This is a genomic window from Pseudomonas sp. 18173 (genome assembly GCF_050432945.1).
In the GTDB taxonomy this organism is placed as follows: Bacteria; Pseudomonadota; Gammaproteobacteria; order Pseudomonadales; family Pseudomonadaceae; genus Aquipseudomonas.
In genome coordinates this window covers 53,949-68,832 of the sequence record NZ_JBKFTN010000028.1, presented here as the reverse complement: position 1 = coordinate 68,832, position 14,884 = coordinate 53,949, and the positions used below count along the sequence as shown (strand labels likewise).

General features: G+C 61.5%; 17 protein-coding genes. 10 read left to right on the top strand and 7 right to left on the bottom strand.

From position 1 onward, the window contains the following. Positions 1 to 323: 323 nt before the first annotated feature. A complete protein-coding gene (gene ppnN / locus ACLD1X_RS25440; RefSeq protein WP_429372473.1) occupies positions 324 to 1,697 on the bottom strand; it encodes a nucleotide 5'-monophosphate nucleosidase PpnN in 1,374 nt (457 codons plus the stop codon). 234 nt (positions 1,698 to 1,931) lie between these two features. Between ppnN and ACLD1X_RS25435 the strand changes: the two genes are divergently transcribed. Both ACLD1X_RS25435 and ACLD1X_RS25430 read left to right on the top strand, forming a co-directional pair. Then, a complete protein-coding gene (locus ACLD1X_RS25435) occupies positions 1,932 to 2,459 on the top strand; it encodes a DUF3087 domain-containing protein (RefSeq protein WP_429372471.1) in 528 nt (175 codons plus the stop codon). Positions 2,460 to 2,544: 85 nt separating this feature from the next. After that, positions 2,545 to 4,089 carry a sensor domain-containing diguanylate cyclase gene (locus tag ACLD1X_RS25430; RefSeq protein ID WP_429372469.1) on the top strand — a complete coding sequence of 515 codons (1,545 nt, stop codon included), beginning with the start codon at positions 2,545 to 2,547 and terminating at the stop codon, positions 4,087 to 4,089. A 10-nt stretch (positions 4,090 to 4,099) separates the two neighbouring features. Here the strand turns inward: ACLD1X_RS25430 and ACLD1X_RS25425 are convergent, their stop codons facing one another. The 4 genes from ACLD1X_RS25425 to ACLD1X_RS25410 form a co-directional block, all read right to left on the bottom strand. Next, positions 4,100 to 5,017: a LysR family transcriptional regulator gene (locus ACLD1X_RS25425; protein WP_429372467.1), complete on the bottom strand. Its 918-nt coding sequence runs from the start codon at positions 5,015 to 5,017 to the stop codon at positions 4,100 to 4,102. A 30-nt stretch (positions 5,018 to 5,047) separates the two neighbouring features. Next, the gene (locus ACLD1X_RS25420) at positions 5,048 to 5,410 is read right to left on the bottom strand and encodes a DUF2784 domain-containing protein (RefSeq protein WP_429372465.1); all 363 of its coding nucleotides are present in this window, start codon (positions 5,408 to 5,410) and stop codon (positions 5,048 to 5,050) included. A gap of 60 nt (positions 5,411 to 5,470) precedes the next feature. Beyond that, a complete protein-coding gene (gene dapA, locus ACLD1X_RS25415; RefSeq protein WP_429372463.1) occupies positions 5,471 to 6,346 on the bottom strand; it encodes a 4-hydroxy-tetrahydrodipicolinate synthase in 876 nt (291 codons plus the stop codon). A 285-nt stretch (positions 6,347 to 6,631) separates the two neighbouring features. Continuing rightward, positions 6,632 to 7,567, bottom strand: a complete 936-nt coding sequence (locus tag ACLD1X_RS25410; protein ID WP_429372461.1) for a diguanylate cyclase domain-containing protein — start codon at positions 7,565 to 7,567, stop codon at positions 6,632 to 6,634. Positions 7,568 to 7,735: 168 nt separating this feature from the next. Between ACLD1X_RS25410 and ACLD1X_RS25405 the strand changes: the two genes are divergently transcribed. From ACLD1X_RS25405 to ACLD1X_RS25395, 3 genes are all read left to right on the top strand, one after another. Next, positions 7,736 to 8,434, top strand: coding sequence for an AzlC family ABC transporter permease (locus tag ACLD1X_RS25405; protein ID WP_429372459.1), 699 nt, complete (start codon positions 7,736 to 7,738; stop codon positions 8,432 to 8,434). Then, complete coding sequence (locus ACLD1X_RS25400) at positions 8,434 to 8,745, top strand: AzlD domain-containing protein (protein WP_178076748.1); 312 nt, start codon at positions 8,434 to 8,436, stop codon at positions 8,743 to 8,745. Before ACLD1X_RS25405 ends, ACLD1X_RS25400 begins: the two co-directional genes overlap by 1 nt. A 66-nt stretch (positions 8,746 to 8,811) precedes the next feature. Then, the gene (locus tag ACLD1X_RS25395; protein ID WP_413428291.1) at positions 8,812 to 8,958 is read left to right on the top strand and encodes a hypothetical protein; all 147 of its coding nucleotides are present in this window, start codon (positions 8,812 to 8,814) and stop codon (positions 8,956 to 8,958) included. 199 nt (positions 8,959 to 9,157) lie between these two features. Here the strand turns inward: ACLD1X_RS25395 and ACLD1X_RS25390 are convergent, their stop codons facing one another. Next, positions 9,158 to 9,838, bottom strand: coding sequence for an SOS response-associated peptidase family protein (locus tag ACLD1X_RS25390; RefSeq protein WP_429372456.1), 681 nt, complete (start codon positions 9,836 to 9,838; stop codon positions 9,158 to 9,160). 197 nt (positions 9,839 to 10,035) lie between these two features. On the opposite strand from ACLD1X_RS25390, the gene ACLD1X_RS25385 reads away from it, so the two are divergent. After that, complete coding sequence (locus ACLD1X_RS25385; protein WP_429372477.1) at positions 10,036 to 10,935, top strand: polysaccharide deacetylase family protein; 900 nt, start codon at positions 10,036 to 10,038, stop codon at positions 10,933 to 10,935. Between the two features lie 119 nt (positions 10,936 to 11,054). After that, positions 11,055 to 11,294, top strand: coding sequence for a DUF1652 domain-containing protein (locus ACLD1X_RS25380; protein ID WP_429372454.1), 240 nt, complete (start codon positions 11,055 to 11,057; stop codon positions 11,292 to 11,294). 6 nt (positions 11,295 to 11,300) lie between these two features. On the opposite strand, the gene ACLD1X_RS25375 is transcribed toward ACLD1X_RS25380, so the two are convergent. Further along, a complete protein-coding gene (locus tag ACLD1X_RS25375) occupies positions 11,301 to 12,185 on the bottom strand; it encodes a LysR family transcriptional regulator (protein WP_429372452.1) in 885 nt (294 codons plus the stop codon). A gap of 124 nt (positions 12,186 to 12,309) precedes the next feature. Here ACLD1X_RS25375 and ACLD1X_RS25370 point away from each other — a divergent pair, with 124 nt between their 5' ends. The 3 genes from ACLD1X_RS25370 to catA are packed head-to-tail and all read left to right on the top strand — an operon-like array spanning position 12,310 to position 14,735. After that, on the top strand, positions 12,310 to 13,449 hold the full coding sequence (locus tag ACLD1X_RS25370; protein ID WP_429372450.1) for a muconate cycloisomerase family protein: 1,140 nt from the start codon (positions 12,310 to 12,312) through the stop codon (positions 13,447 to 13,449). A 10-nt stretch (positions 13,450 to 13,459) separates the two neighbouring features. Then, positions 13,460 to 13,750: a muconolactone Delta-isomerase gene (gene catC, locus ACLD1X_RS25365; RefSeq protein WP_007978984.1), complete on the top strand. Its 291-nt coding sequence runs from the start codon at positions 13,460 to 13,462 to the stop codon at positions 13,748 to 13,750. A 55-nt stretch (positions 13,751 to 13,805) separates the two neighbouring features. After that, on the top strand, positions 13,806 to 14,735 hold the full coding sequence (gene catA / locus ACLD1X_RS25360; RefSeq protein ID WP_429372447.1) for a catechol 1,2-dioxygenase: 930 nt from the start codon (positions 13,806 to 13,808) through the stop codon (positions 14,733 to 14,735). Positions 14,736 to 14,884: the final 149 nt, after the last annotated feature.

The window sequence follows — 14,884 nt, the reverse complement described above, 5'->3', positions numbered from 1 at the left end:
GGATGCCGGGTTAGCCGCGTACGGCCATGGATGGCCGATCGCGGCGGGCCCACGGAGCAGGACCGGAGCGAGGGCATGCCGAGCTTAGGCGAGGCACCGAACGTCAGGGGCAAGAGCCCTTGGTTACTTGGGGCTTTTCCAAGTAACCCGCTGTAAAAGCGGAACCGTTAGTGGCCGTGACCACAACAACGGATATGTACACAAAAAAAACGTCGCCAACCACAAAGCCTTCGCGAGCAGGCTCGCTCCCACAGGGGGAGTTGTCGATTCATCCACCACACTCGTCATGGCGGCCCACGGCAGTAGAGTCCCTGCCGTATCGGCTACGCCACCACCCGATAACACGGCACATACGCCGCGCCGCCCGGCAACTTCATGCGGTGCTGGGCGACGAAGGCTTTGAGCAGCAGGTCCAGCGGCTGCATGATCGCCGCGTCGCCACGGATCTGGTACGGCCCGTGTTCTTCGATCAGGCGGATGCCCTTGTCCTTGACGTTGCCGGCGACGATGCCGGAGAACGCGCGGCGCAGGTTGGCCGCCAGTTCATGGGCTGGCAGGTCGAGGCTGAGTTTCAGGTTGGCCATGTTTTCGTGGGTCGGGTCGAACGGGCGCTGGAAGCCTTCGTCGATTTTCAGCAGCCAGTTGAAGTGGAACGCATCGTTGCGCTCGCGACGGAACTGCTTGACCGCCTTGAGGCCCTGGGTCATTTGCCGCGCCACTTCGGCCGGGTTATCGATGATGATCTGGTAGTGCTGCTTGGCGGCGTCGCCCAGGGTGGCGCCGACGAACGCGTCCAGTTGTTCCAGGTACGGCGCGGCATGTTTCGGCCCGGTGAGGATGACCGGGAAGGGCAGGCCTTCATTGCCCGGGTGCATCAGGATGCCGAGCAGGTACAGGAACTCTTCGGCCGTCCCGGCGCCGCCCGGGAAGATGATGATGCCGTGGCCGACGCGGACGAAGGCTTCCAGGCGTTTTTCGATGTCCGGCAGGATCACCAGTTCGTTGACGATCGGGTTCGGCGCTTCGGCGGCGATGATGCCGGGTTCGGTCAGGCCCAGGTAGCGGCCGCCGTGGATGCGTTGCTTGGCGTGGGCGATGGTGGCGCCTTTCATCGGGCCTTTCATCACGCCGGGGCCGCAACCGGTGCAGATGTCCAGGCTGCGCAGGCCCAGTTCGTGGCCGACTTTCTTGGTGTATTTGTATTCTTCGGTGTTGATCGAGTGCCCGCCCCAGCACACCACGATCTTCGGCTCGACGCCGGGGCGCAGGGTGCGGGCGTTGCGCAGCAGGTGGAAGACGTAGTCGCTGATGCCCTGGGAGTTGCTCAGGTCGATGCGTTGGCTGTCGAGTTCGTTTTCGGTGTAGACGATGTCACGCAGGGCGCTGAACAGCATTTCCCGGGTGCTGGCAATCATTTCGCCGTCAACGAAGGCGTCGGCCGGGGCGTTCAGCAGTTCCAGGCGTACGCCGCGGTCCTGCTGGTGAATGCGGATTTCAAAATCCTTGTAGGCTTCAAGAATGGTCTTGGCGTTGTCGACATGGGCGCCGGTATTGAGGATGGCCAGGGCGCACTGGCGGAAGAGGGTGTAGGTGCTGCCGGAACCGGCTTCGCTCAATTGCTGGACTTCCCGTTGCGAGAGCGTTTCCAGGCTGCCTTTGGGGCTGACGGAGGCGTTGATAACTTGGCGTTGGGTCATTCAATGATCCTTAAAACGATGTCATTCACACAGCAACTACGAATGGCATCCGAATAATGTGTATTCATGAAAGAAGATGGCACGAACTGCGCGGTCTCGCCATGTCCCCCGCTTGACGATGAAAAGATGAAAAGGGGCCCCAGCATAGCTAAATCCCTCGCAGAGGCGATAATGGCCCGCAGTCTTTTTGCCTCAGATCCCTTTTTACCATTGAAGCCAAGGAAACCCGACGCAATGTTCGAAATCCAGCCGATGAACGCCGAAACCTACCGGCAGCAGACGCGGCGCAGCACGGTGATCATTGCCCTGATCTTTCTGGCGCTGGCGATGGGCCTGTCGACGGCGGCGGTGGCTCTGTTCGGCGCGCCGGGGGGCGACAATCTGCGCTTCAACATCGGTGGCGTGTTTGTCGCGGTGCTGGCGATGGCGGCGCTGATGCGCAAAGTGTTCTGGCACCAGGCATGGATGGCGCCGGCGGTCTACGCCTGGCAACTCAAGCGCAGCCTGATGAGCGTCACCAATGTCATGCATCATGTAACGGCGGCCGTGGAACAGGGTGATCCGGTTGCCATGAAGCTGTTGCGTTTCTACCATTTGGGGCTGAACCAGATGCATCAGCTGGACGGCAACTCCAGTGACCACGGCCAGTTGATCCGCGAAATGGATCAGCACCAGCAACGGATGCAGGCGCTGGGCATCGATACCGGGCAGACGCGGCTGGATCCGGCGTGGCTGGAGGCGTTAAAACAGGCGTCGCGCTAACATCATTGCGCGCCTGGATCAGGCATAGTGAGCAAAAAACGGCGATCAGGAAGGCTCGCCAGGTCACAGGCACTCAGGGAGCACCATGGGACATCCATCGATCAACGATCATATTGAAATGCTCCGGCCAGCGGTGCCCCGGCTCAAGGTCCGCTCGGCGGTGATCCTGCTGGTCGCGGTATGCCTGTCGATGGTGGCTATCGTGATCTGGGAGGCCTGGAGCTCGCGCCAGTACCACCTGCATGACAAGGAAGTGGCGATGTCCAACCTTGCGCAGACCCTGGCTTCACAAGCGCAGGCAACGATCAAGCAGGCCGACACGCTGTTGTTCACACTGGTCGATCGTCTGGAGCACGACGGTATGGATCAGTCCCGGCTGGCGCCATTGCTCAATGCCCAGCGCAGTCAGTTGAGCCAGCTCCATGGCCTGTTCGTTTTCGACGAAAAAGGCCAGTGGGTCGCCAATTCCAATGGTGCCGGCCAAACCGGCGTCAATAACGCCGACCGCGAATACTTCATCTTCCATCGCGACAACCCCGGCCGCGGGCCGCATATCGGGCCGTCGATCAGGAGCCGTTCGAGCGGGGAATGGATCATGACGGTATCGCGCCGGGTCAATCATCCCGATGGCAGCTTTGCCGGCGTGGCACTGGCGTCGATCTACCTCAGTCATTTCCTGCAACTCTACGACAGCATCGACATGGGCAGTAACGGCGTGATCAACCTGATCGCCGACAATGCCAGCATTGTCATTCGCAGACCCTTCAAGGAGGCGGATATCGGCACCAGCCTCGCCAAAAGCCCGTTGTTCACCCAGTTGTTGCCCAAGGGCGATGCGGGCACGGCCACGATCACGTCGGTCATCGACGGTGTCGAGCGGGTAACGGGGTATCGCCGGGTCGAGGGTTATCCGCTGATCATTTTTGCCGCGTTGAACAAGGATGAAGTGCTGGCCAGCTGGCGCCGGGAAACCTTGCTCAGCGCCTGCATCGTCACGCTGCTGCTGAGTGTTCTCGGGGTGCTGGGGTTTCGCCTTATCAAGTTGATGCGGCAGCAGAATCTGGCGCAGGTCGAGTTGCTGGACACCCAGGACAAGCTCCTGGAGGTCAACCGCAACCTCGAAGGCCTGGCGCTCAAGGATGCCCTGACGGGCCTGGCGAACCGGCGTCAGCTCGACGCGTTCATCGATGCCGAAATGGGGCGTGCCCGGCGCAGCCAGGCGGAGTTGGCGCTGCTGATGATTGATGTCGACCATTTCAAACCGTTCAATGACCGCTACGGCCACCTGGCCGGTGACGAGTGTTTGCGCAAGGTCAGTGCGATCATCACGGACAACATCAAGCGCCCCGGCGACCTGGCCGCCCGTTACGGTGGCGAAGAGTTTGCCGTGGTGCTGCCCGGCACCGACTACGTGGGGGCGTTTCTGGTGGCGGAAAAAATCCGCCGCGCGGTGCTGCAGGCCGGCATCGCCCACAGCGACAGCCCGGAAGGCGGCGTGACCGTCAGCGTTGGCGTGTGTGCCAGCAATGCCGCTTCCCATATCCGCCCCGACGACCTGATTGGTGCGGCAGACAAGGCGCTGTACGTGGCCAAGGCCAGTGGGCGCAACATGAGCGTGATCGCCAACTGAGCGTCAGGTGTCAGGCAAACCGGTCCGTACCCTGCACCAGCCGGGTGGCCAGGTGGGGCTTTTCCAGCTGCTCCAGCCACCAGCCCAGGGCGCGCCCGTCATGGTCGCCGCGCCAGCCGGCGTACAGGATGTTCGGTTCGCGCGGGTCGGCCATCGGCTTTTCAACCAGCGTGCCGTTTTTCAGCAGCGAGCCAACCCGGTGTCGCGGCAGCCAACCCACCCCCAGCGCATTGCACTGGGCGAGGATTTTTGCGTGCATGGTCGGCACGGCCAGCACCGCTTGTCCCCCGGTGACGCCATAGGTGCTGCCCTCGGTGATTCTGGACGAATCGGCCACCACAATCGCCCGGTGCTGCGCGACCATGGCCCGGGTAATCGGGCCTTTGGCCTTGGCCAGAGGGTGTTTGGGCGACACGGCAAACACCCATTCCATTTCCCCCAGTTGCATCCAGCGCAAGGACGATATCGCCGGAGGCTCGTTGGTGGCGCCGATGATCAGGTCCGCGCGGCCTTCGCGCAGGGCTTCCCAGACGCCTTTGAGCACTTCCTGGGTGATGCGCAGCGGCACGCCCGATTGCAGCGCATCGAACTGGTCTATCACCGGGATCAGGGTTTCGAACTCCAGCAGTTCGTCGGTCACGATCCACAAACGACTCTCCCAGCCGTTGGCGACTTGCCGGACCCGCTGGGTCAGGCGCGAAACGTCCTGCATCAGCCGCGCCGCTTCGTTGACCAGCAACTCGCCCGCCGGGGTCAGTTGCAAACGGTAGCGGCGGCGGTCGAACAGCAAGGCATCGAAACGCTCCTCCAGTTGCCGCGCCGCATAGGACACGGTCGACGGCGCCTTGCCCAGGTGGGCCGCCGCCCGCGACAGGCTGCCGGTTTCGCGGATGGCCTCGAGCAGGGCCAGGTCTTCGGTCGACAGCATGTGTTCAGTCCTTGGCGGGTGGTTGAAGATTCAGGCGGTCCATTGGCGGATCAATCGAAGATAGACCAGCACGTTGATCAGCAACACCACGGCGCCCAATCCCAACTGGATGCCGGGTGTCAGGCCGGCGGGATAGATGACTGGCCAGAGGTAATTCTCGATGAATCCACCACCGTAGCCGGTTTGCCCGGCCGCGTGACGCATGCGGTTTTCCCAGTCGGTCAGCGGGCAGGGCAAGTGGAAGAATTCCACCGCCATACCCCACAACGCTGCGGGCGGATGCCACCAGACCAGGTGGCGCCATTTGAGCACCAGCAATCCGCCGAACAACACGAACACAATGAACAACAAGTGAAACAGCATCAGCCCGTCGGCGGCGATTCGGTACAGCATGTCGGTGCCCCTGAAGGCTGAACGAATCGCTCCATGGTACCCGGACCGGCGGCGGGCGCTCTATCGATTGTCGCGGCCCAATGCGCTGAGCACGCCTTTCAAACGCAGGGTCATCGCTTCACTGCTGCGTTGCATCGGCGCACGCAGTTCGTCACCGATCAAGCCTTCCAGGGCCAGCGCGGTTTTCACCGGGGCCGGGTTGGGTTCCAGGAACAGGCTGTTGATCAGCGCCAGCAAGCGGAAAAACGTGGCGCGGCCGTCCGCCAGGCGGTTGTCGCGGATCTGCCGGTGCAACTGCACGAACAGTTCGGGATGGACATGCGCCGATGCGGCAATCGCGCCCTTGGCGCCCAGGCACAGGGCATTGAAGATCTGGTTGTCTTCACCGCACAGCACATCGACATGGCCGCTTTCGAGCAGGGCGAGGGTGTTGGAAAAATTGCCGCCGCAATCCTTGATGGCAACGATGCGCGGGTGGGCGACGATGTTGAGCAGGGTTGCCTGTTCGAAGGTGGCGCCGGTCCGGTAGGGGATGTCGTAGAGGATCAGCGGAACGCTGGAGGCATCGGCGACCGTGCGGAAAAACGCTTCCAGGCCCGCCTGGGAAGGGCGGATGTAATACGGCGCCGGCACCAGCAGGCCAGCCACCGGGCGCTTGAGGATCTCGCTCTGGAACTGCAACAACTCGGTCAGGTTGTTACCGGCCAGGCCCATGACCACCTGTTGCGCTGGCGCCTGTTCCAGCACCGCATCGAGCACCGCCAGTTGCTCATGTTTGCCCATCGCCGCCGGTTCGCCGGTGGTGCCGCAAACGATGAGGCCGTCGACGCCTTTTTCCAGCAGATGGCTGACCAGCCGCCGCAAGCCGACGAAATCGATGGCACCGTTGTGGAACGGTGTGACCAGTGGAACCCAGATACCTTGAAACGCGGACATGCACTTTCTCCTGATGGTTGACCGATTTCGTCACCGTCAGGAGCGTGGAAGGAGAGTAAGCAAAGGGAGGGTGGTCCGTCGCGCTCAATGTCCTGTCAGCTCATCTGACGGGACAGCGCGCCCCGGTCACATGAGCGACTGTTTCTTCGATTTGAGGGCGTGCGCAACGCAACCTTGCGCCTTGGCAATCAAGCCAAAGACGGAAAAGTTGAAGTTGAAGGTTGCGGACATACTTGCTTACACCCTGAGTGAGGCGCCCAGTTTTAAAAGCCGGCGCGCCGTTTGTCAATCACGAAAATCAGCGAACTCGGCACGCATCCGCCCCTTGTGCTTGGCCTTGTAGAGCAACTGATCGACCTGCTCGACGAATTCCAGCGCCGTGGCATGCACTGACGCGGCGGTGGTGCCGACGCCCAGGCTGACGCTCAGCAGGTTCGACACGTTCGAGAACTCATGGGGGATCTGCTGCTGGCGAATCAGGTGCAGGCATTTGTGCGCCACCAGCCTTGCGGACTCGGCATCGCTTTCCGGGAGTAGCCAGACGAATTCTTCTCCGCCGATCCGGGCGATGAAGTCCCGTGGACGGTTCGCGGCCAGGGACAGGGTTTGCGCAACGCGGCGCAGGCATTCGTCGCCCTTGATGTGGCCGTAATGGTCGTTGTACTGCTTGAAGTAATCGATATCCAGCACGATCACCGACAATGGCAAGCCGGTGCGCTGGGCATTGGACCACTCGCGCTCAAGCACCGTGTCGAACATGCGCCGGTTGGCGATGCCGGTCAGGCCGTCCTGGAAGGAGTACTCTTCGAGCTGTTTTTGCAGGCGGATCAGGTGTTCTTCGGTTTTCTTGCGCTCGCTGATATCGAACATGAAACCCACCAGCGCTTCGACTTCGCCGTCCTTGCGCACCACGTGCACCACATCGCGAATCCACACGTACTCGCCGCTGTCGGTCAGCGCCCGATAGTCCGCCTCGTGATCGACACCGGCCCGCGATTGCGAGACGCAGAAATCCACCACGTAGTCGCGATCATCGGGGTGCATGCGCTCGACCCAGTCGTTGACCGAGGTCCAGCTGTCCTGCTTCCAGCCCAGCAGCTCCTCGATCTGTGGCCCGATGTAGCTGAACGTCATGGTTTTCCAGTCGATGCGCCAGGGAATCGCCCGGGTTGACTCAAGCAGGGTTTTATAAACGTCGCTATCGGTTTCGACTGAAGTCATGAAGGGCCTGCCTCGATGAAAATGCAGCGCCATCATGTTGCTACCACTTTGTTGAAGCAAGCGGGCAGCCGATGAATGGCACGCAGTCGTGTCAGTGAGCAAGATTGTTCAAGCCATTGGCCGCCACAGCTGGCAAAGTCTGGGGTCTTTCCCTGTCTGTAGAACGTCATGTCCAATTCAATGATGCCGCGCAGTGCCTTTCTGCGCGGTGCCGCGGCGATCATGCCGCTGTCCCTGGCCACCGCGCCCTGGGGCTTGCTGGCCGGTTCCATGGCCATCGAGGCCAATCTCACGCCCCTGCAAGGCCAGGGGCTGTCGAGCATTGTGTTTGCCGGCGCCGCGCAACTGGTGGCCATCGGCATGCTCAAGGGCGGAGCCGGGATTTTTTCGATTCTGCTCACCACGTTGCTGCTGACCTCCCAGCACCTGCTGTACGGAATGAGCATGCGTTCGGTGATTTCTCCGTTGCCGGGGCGCTGGCGTGCGGGATTGGGTTTTTTGCTCACCGATGAGTTGTTCGCCCTGACCAGCCAGCACGACAAGCAGCAATTCAACCGTTGGTACGCCTTGGGTGTGGGCCTGACGTTCTACATCGCCTGGAACCTGTTCACCCTGGCGGGCATTGTGCTTGGCAGCAGCATTCCGGGGCTTGAACACCTGGGCCTGGATTTCTCCATTGCGGCCACCTTCATTGCCCTGATCACTCCGGTGGTCCGCAACGTGCCGACGGTGGTGTGCGTGGCGGTATCGCTGTTCTGCTCGGTGTTGTTCAGCTACTGGCAATGGGGCTCGGCGCTGGTGCTCTCGGGTCTGGCGGGCATGACCGCCGGGTTTGTCTGCAATAAATTCTACGGTGGACGCACATGATGGTCTGGGCAGTGATTGTCGGCATGGGCGTGTTGGTGTTCCTCAACCGCTATGTTTTTCTCGAGCCGCGACTGCCGGTGCGCCTGAGCAGCAATGCCCGGCAATTCCTCGGCTTTGCCGTGCCGGGCATGTTGACCGCGATCTGCGGGCCAATTGTGTTCATGCCGGAGAAACAGCTGAACCTGCAGTGGGACAACCCTTACCTGATCAGCTCACTGGTCGCCGTCGGCCTGGTGCTCTACACCCGCAATACCTTGCTCAGCATGCTGTTGAGCATGGGCTTCTTCTTTTTGCTGCGCTGGTGGCTGTGAGCCGGTCGACGCAAACTGTTCTACGCTTAAAGTGGATGACCGATCCCTTCAGGAAGAGAGGTGAACATGGCCAATGACCCCAAGCGTCCGGATCTGGAAGAGGAAGAGGACGAACCCACGGAAGAAGAGATTGAGCAGCAGAAGCGTTCGGTACCGGACTGGAAGCATCCTGACGACGGCAAGGAACTTTCGGAGCCTGACCGCAAGTTCTGAGCGGCACGCCCCTGTTGTAGGAGCGAGCTTGCTCGCGATGGACGTTAACGATTACGCGTATTTACTGGTTAAACCCGGCGCCCTTGAGTCCATCGCGAGCAAGCTCGCTCCTACAGCAGCGTGACGTCAGTGAGCGGGGCTTTGTCGTGTAACGTTCTGAAGTTTCAATTTGTATACGCAGCGTCCGTGATTGATCCGTTCAAGGAACTTCCTTGATCAGCGCGGCGCCCTGGTTCCTGACATTGCCAACGGCCTTGTCGACCTTGTACCACTCGAATACGTCACTGACCTCGCCCTGGGACAGCGCCATTTCCTCGGCTCGTTCCTTGGGTGTGGCCGGATCCAGCCATTCCCGCGCCAGCTCGGGCGAGAACACCACCGGGCGTCGGTCATGCACGTCCAGCAGACCGCCGGCGCTGTCGGCCGTGAGGATGACGAAACCGTCGTGCTCCCGGTGCGGGGCTCCACCGATGGGGTACTGGCCGATGGCCGCGCAAAAAGCCGGTGCTCGGTTGCGTCGCCGAATCAGCCACGGTTGTTTGTTGCCATCACCGTCGTCGACCCATTCGAACCAGTTATCAATCGGACAGATCGCGCGATGCGGCCAGATCGCCCGGAAGTACGGGCCGTGGGCGACTTTCTCGACCCGGGCATTGATCGGCGCCACGCGATCCGTCGCCCAGTGCGGGCGCCAACCCCAGCGCACGGCGTCGGCGTGCAGCCGCTCATTCTCCAGGTGCAACAGGGCGAGTTGCGTGGTGGGCGCGGCGTTATAGTGCGCCAGGGGTTCGTTGCCGACGCGGTTGACCAGCGCGTCGGGGATGCTCAGCACCGCCACGAAGTCGTGAATTCCACGGTATTGCGACAGTCGTCCGCACATGACCTGACACTCTGCTTGAGCGTTTTTTTCAGTTTAGCCGGTGGCGACGAAACGGGCAGGGCAAGCGCAGGAACCAATCTCTGTGTACCTTATCCAACCTCGGCTCGCCGTCTCGATGCGGGCTGACGACGGATGAACGGGCGAAGGAATCCTGCCAGTTGAAGTATCGACCGTGATGATCTGGCCCAAGGCAAATGATGAAACAGTTGTTCAAGTGTTTAACGGTGTGCGCCCTGGCAGTGGGTCTGCTGGGTTGTATCGCAGCACCGATTGAAATGACTGCGCAGACCGAACAGCGTTTGCGCGAGCAACCCCCCATCCGGTTCCTGCTGACCTTCGATGACGGCCCCAGCGCATCGGGCTGGTGGAATCCGACTGTCACCGTGCTTGAGAGCCTGGCGCAAAACCCGCTGCAACCGGGCATCAAGGCCGTGTTCTTCGTGCAGACCCGTGCGCCGCGAGCCGGCGGCAGCGCGTTGGGTCGGGACATCATGCGGCGCGAACACGCCGAAGGTCACATTCTGGGTTTCCACACGGCGACGCCCTGGCACACCAATCATCGCTCGCTGGAGCCGCAAGAGCTGGAACAGGCCCTGACCGATGGCAGCGCCGACATCGCGGCGATCACCGGTGCCCCCCCGATCCTGCTGCGCCCGCCATTCTGGAACTACGACAAACGCACGTTCGCCGCCTACCAGCTGCATGGCCTGCATGTACTGCTGACGGACTTGAGTGCCAATGACGGCAAGATCTGGGGCTTCAACGCCAGCCCCCGACGCCGGTCGCACATGCTGCGCTCGATGTCTGAAGTACGCGAACGCATTGCCCGCGGTGAGTTGCCAGTGGTCGATGGCGTGATTCCGGTGGTGGTGACCTTCCACGACCTCAACCGTTATACCGCGCGGCATACCCGCGAATACCTGCAGATCCTGCTCGACAGCGCCCGGGAGACCGGGGTGAAAACCGCGGACAAGCCGTTTTACGACAATCAGGACGCATTACAGCGGGCCGCCATGGCGCGAACCGTGCGCGACGGATCACAGCCGGTCGAGTTGCCGGGGTTCTGGAACTGGATCTGGGGGGGCAATTCCCACTGAGTGGTCGGAAATGCGAGGGGGATAACAAAATTGACGGCAATTTACTGGCGCAAAATCGGCAAAGTGTAACTATGCTGATACGGATCCAATCGAACTCACTGTTGCCCGAGGGACCGGCCATGCTTCCGATTTCAGTACTTTGCAACATCGTAGAGTCTGGTTTCGAGCCGCTGTCGTGTGAATGCACGGAGAGTCTCGGACTGCTGCGCATCGAAGTCTTCGACCCTGTCACCGGGCGGGTGGAGCTGCTGGTCAGCGGCGTTTCGACAGCCGAACTGACCAGCGTGCGGGCCATCTCCGATTTTGTCGGCGAGTTGCGTACCGAGATGAAGGCAGGGCGCCGGGCCTTTGCGGGCTGATCTTCATCAGCTTCGCGGCTGCAGTTCATCAATCATCCGCAGGCAATGATTCAACCCCGGCGACACATCGCCCACCCGTCGGCTGAGAATGATCGGCGAGGTCGCGTTGTCTTCCAGCAGCGGGGTGAAGCCGATGTCGTCGCGGTGCAGCAATTGCACCGAGGCCGGCACCAGCGTGACCCCAATGCCTGCCCCCACCAGTCCGATTGCCGTTTGCAGCTCGTTGGTCCATTGCGCAACGTGAATACTCACGCCATAGGACTCAAACAGGGCAATCACATGGTCGGCGTAACTCGGCCGTGGATTGCCGGGATACAGCACGAAGGGTTCCCTGGCCAGTTCCCGCAGGCTGATGGGGCCTGCGAGCAACGGGTGCCCGGCGGGCAGGGCGGCGACCAGGCGGTCTTCGGTGAGCACGGTCTGGACGATGGCCGGGTCGTCGATACGGATTCGCCCGAAACCGATGTCGATGCGCCCGGTCTTCAATGCCTGCACCTGTTGCAGGGTGGTCATTTCCGACAGGCCCAGCTCCAGCTCCAGCGGCTCGCCACTGCGTAACCGTCGGATCAGTTCCGGCAGCACGCCATACAGTGTCGAGGGCGCAAAGCCGATGCCCAGCCAGGTTTTTTCACCCAGGCCGATACGCCGCGTGTTGTCGCAGACCTTGTTCAGTTGTTCGAGCAGGGCGGTGGAGTGCTCATGGAAAAACCGCCCGGCGTCAGTCAACTTCAACGGTCGGCCGCGCTCCAGCAGCATCACCCCCAATTCATCCTCCAGTTGCTGGATCTGCCGGCTCAACGGCGGCTGGGCAATGTGCAGGCGCTCGGCGGCGCGAGTGAAGTTGAGGGTTTGAGCCAGCACCTGAAAGTAACGCAGGTGACGCAGTTCCATGGAGCCTCCGGAATTTCAATTGAATACCTTTAAGGTATCAAGCCAGACCAATTCTATATTGGCCGCCCGGAAAAAGCCGTATGAGAATCCGACTCAGAACTTCAAGAACCTGACGGGTATCGAAATGCTAGCAACCGCCATTGAGTCGATCGAGACGATCATCGTCGATCTGCCGACCATCCGCCCGCACAAGCTGGCGATGCACACCATGCAGAACCAGACCCTGGTGATCATTCGCGTGCGTTGCGCCGACGGCATCGAAGGCATCGGCGAATCCACCACCATCGGTGGCCTGGCCTACGGCAATGAAAGCCCGGACAGCATCAAGACCAACATCGATACGCACTTCGCACCGTTGTTGATCGGCCAGGACAGCGGCAACGTCAACGCCGCCATGTTGCGCCTGGAGCGCAGCATCCGTGGCAATACGTTTGCCAAATCCGGTATCGAAACCGCGCTGCTCGACGCCCAGGGCAAACGCCTCGGCCTGCCGGTCAGCGAATTGCTCGGCGGCCGTGTTCGCGACTCGCTGCCCGTGGCCTGGACCCTGGCCAGCGGTGACACCGAAAAGGACATCGCCGAAGCGGAAAAAATGCTCGACCTGCGCCGCCATCGCATCTTCAAACTGAAGATCGGTGCCGGTGAGGTCAATCGCGACCTGGCCCACGTAATAGCCATCAAGAAAGCCCTGGGTGATCGCGCCAGCGTGCGGGTCGACGTCAACCAGGCGTGGGACGAAGCCGTCGCGATACGCGCCTGCCGAATCCTCGGCAGCAACGGCATCGACCTGATCGAACAGCCGATCTCGCGCAACAACCGCGCCGGCATGGCCCGCCTGAACGCCATGAGCCCGGCGCCGATCATGGCCGACGAATCCATCGAATGCGTGGAAGATGCGTTCAACCTGGCCCGCGAAGGCGCGGCCTCGGTGTTCGCCCTGAAAATCGCCAAGAACGGTGGCCCGCGCGCCGTGCTGCGCACCGCCGCCATCGCTGAAGCGGCCGGCATCGCCCTGTACGGCGGCACCATGCTCGAAGGCGGCCTGGGCACCATGGCTTCGGCCCATGCCTTTGTCACCCTGAACAAACTGGCGTGGGACACCGAGCTGTTCGGCCCGTTGCTGCTGACCGAAGACATTCTCAGCGAACCGCTGGTGTATCGCGATTTTGAACTGCACGTGCCGAACACGCCGGGCCTGGGCCTGAACCTGGATGAAGAGCGCCTGGCGTTCTTCCGTCGTGACAAGACCACTCATCAAGCCTGAGGAGAGCATTATGCTGTTCCACGTAAAAATGACCGTGAACCTGCCGGTCGACATGAACCCTGAAGCGGCCGCCAGGCTCAAGGCTGACGAAAAGGCCCTGGCCCAGCGCCTGCAAGAGCAGGGCAAGTGGCGCCACCTGTGGCGCATCGCCGGGCACTACGCCAACTACAGCGTGTTCGATGTCGACAGCGTCCAGGAACTGCATGACCTGCTGATGCAATTGCCACTGTTCCCGTACATGGCCATCGAAATCGACGCGATGTGCCGGCATCCTTCTTCCATCCGTGACGACGACCGCTGAGCCAAGCCTGCTCAACTCGCTACGCTAATAATTACAAGATGAGGAACCCTGCAAAATGAACGTCAAGATTTCCCACACTGCCGAAGTCCAGAAGTTTCTCGAAGAGGCCAGCGGCCTGCTCAATGACGCCGGCAACCCACGGACCAAGGCGCTGGTCTACCGCATCCTGCGTGACTCGGTGAACATCATCGAAGACCTGGCCGTGACCCCGGAAGAATTCTGGAAGGCCGTCAACTACCTCAACGTACTGGGTGCGCGCCAGGAAGCCGGGCTGGTGGTGGCCGGTCTGGGCCTGGAGCATTACCTCGACCTGCTGATGGACGCCGAAGACGAACAGGCCGGCAAGTCCGGCGGCACGCCGCGTACCATCGAAGGCCCGTTGTACGTGGCGGGCGCGCCACTGTCGGTGGGCGAAGCACGCCTTGACGATGGTATCGATCCGGGTGTGACCCTGTTCATGCAAGGCCGCGTGTTCAACACCGCTGGCGAACCCCTGGCAGGCGCCGTCGTCGACGTCTGGCACGCCAACACCGGCGGCACCTACTCGTACTTCGATACCGCGCAATCGGAATTCAACCTGCGTCGCCGTATCGTGACCGACGCGGAAGGCCGCTACCGTTTCCGCAGCATCGTGCCATCAGGTTACGGCTGCCCGCCGGACGGTCCGACCCAGCAACTGCTCGATCAACTGGGCCGTCACGGCCAGCGTCCGGCGCATGTGCACTTCTTCATTTCCGCGCCGGATCATCGCCACCTGACGACCCAGATCAACCTCGACGGCGATCAATACCTGCACGACGACTTCGCCTACGCCACCCGTGACGAATTGATCGCCAAGATCACCTTCAGCGATGATCAGCAGCGCGCGGCGGCCCATGGTGTGAGCGGTCGCTTTGCCGAAATCGAATTCGACTTCACCTTGCAGTCGTCCGCCCAGCCCGAGGAGCAACAGCGCCACGAACGCGTCCGCGCACTCGAGGACTGATTGTCCTGATCCCCTGTAGGAGCGAGCTTGCTCGCGATGGACGTTAACGATGACGCTGGAAGCCTGATTCCCCGCGGCGTCCTCAAGTCCATCGCGAGCAAGCTCGCTCCTACAGGGGGGGGCGGTTCTAGACTAGAATGGACCGACGC

What these genes read in the sequence shown, in the direction of transcription:
- ppnN (WP_429372473.1), bottom strand. Translation starts at nt 1,697, where the DNA reads ATGACCCAACGCCAAGTTATCAACGCCTCCGTCAGCCCCAAAGGCAGC.
- ACLD1X_RS25435 (WP_429372471.1), top strand. Translation starts at nt 1,932, where the DNA reads ATGTTCGAAATCCAGCCGATGAACGCCGAAACCTACCGGCAGCAGACG.
- ACLD1X_RS25430 (WP_429372469.1), top strand. Translation starts at nt 2,545, where the DNA reads ATGGGACATCCATCGATCAACGATCATATTGAAATGCTCCGGCCAGCG.
- ACLD1X_RS25425 (WP_429372467.1), bottom strand. Translation starts at nt 5,017, where the DNA reads ATGCTGTCGACCGAAGACCTGGCCCTGCTCGAGGCCATCCGCGAAACC.
- ACLD1X_RS25420 (WP_429372465.1), bottom strand. Translation starts at nt 5,410, where the DNA reads ATGCTGTACCGAATCGCCGCCGACGGGCTGATGCTGTTTCACTTGTTG.
- dapA (WP_429372463.1), bottom strand. Translation starts at nt 6,346, where the DNA reads ATGTCCGCGTTTCAAGGTATCTGGGTTCCACTGGTCACACCGTTCCAC.
- ACLD1X_RS25410 (WP_429372461.1), bottom strand. Translation starts at nt 7,567, where the DNA reads ATGACTTCAGTCGAAACCGATAGCGACGTTTATAAAACCCTGCTTGAG.
- ACLD1X_RS25405 (WP_429372459.1), top strand. Translation starts at nt 7,736, where the DNA reads ATGTCCAATTCAATGATGCCGCGCAGTGCCTTTCTGCGCGGTGCCGCG.
- ACLD1X_RS25400 (WP_178076748.1), top strand. Translation starts at nt 8,434, where the DNA reads ATGGTCTGGGCAGTGATTGTCGGCATGGGCGTGTTGGTGTTCCTCAAC.
- ACLD1X_RS25395 (WP_413428291.1), top strand. Translation starts at nt 8,812, where the DNA reads ATGGCCAATGACCCCAAGCGTCCGGATCTGGAAGAGGAAGAGGACGAA.
- ACLD1X_RS25390 (WP_429372456.1), bottom strand. Translation starts at nt 9,838, where the DNA reads ATGTGCGGACGACTGTCGCAATACCGTGGAATTCACGACTTCGTGGCG.
- ACLD1X_RS25385 (WP_429372477.1), top strand. Translation starts at nt 10,036, where the DNA reads ATGAAACAGTTGTTCAAGTGTTTAACGGTGTGCGCCCTGGCAGTGGGT.
- ACLD1X_RS25380 (WP_429372454.1), top strand. Translation starts at nt 11,055, where the DNA reads ATGCTTCCGATTTCAGTACTTTGCAACATCGTAGAGTCTGGTTTCGAG.
- ACLD1X_RS25375 (WP_429372452.1), bottom strand. Translation starts at nt 12,185, where the DNA reads ATGGAACTGCGTCACCTGCGTTACTTTCAGGTGCTGGCTCAAACCCTC.
- ACLD1X_RS25370 (WP_429372450.1), top strand. Translation starts at nt 12,310, where the DNA reads ATGCTAGCAACCGCCATTGAGTCGATCGAGACGATCATCGTCGATCTG.
- catC (WP_007978984.1), top strand. Translation starts at nt 13,460, where the DNA reads ATGCTGTTCCACGTAAAAATGACCGTGAACCTGCCGGTCGACATGAAC.
- catA (WP_429372447.1), top strand. Translation starts at nt 13,806, where the DNA reads ATGAACGTCAAGATTTCCCACACTGCCGAAGTCCAGAAGTTTCTCGAA.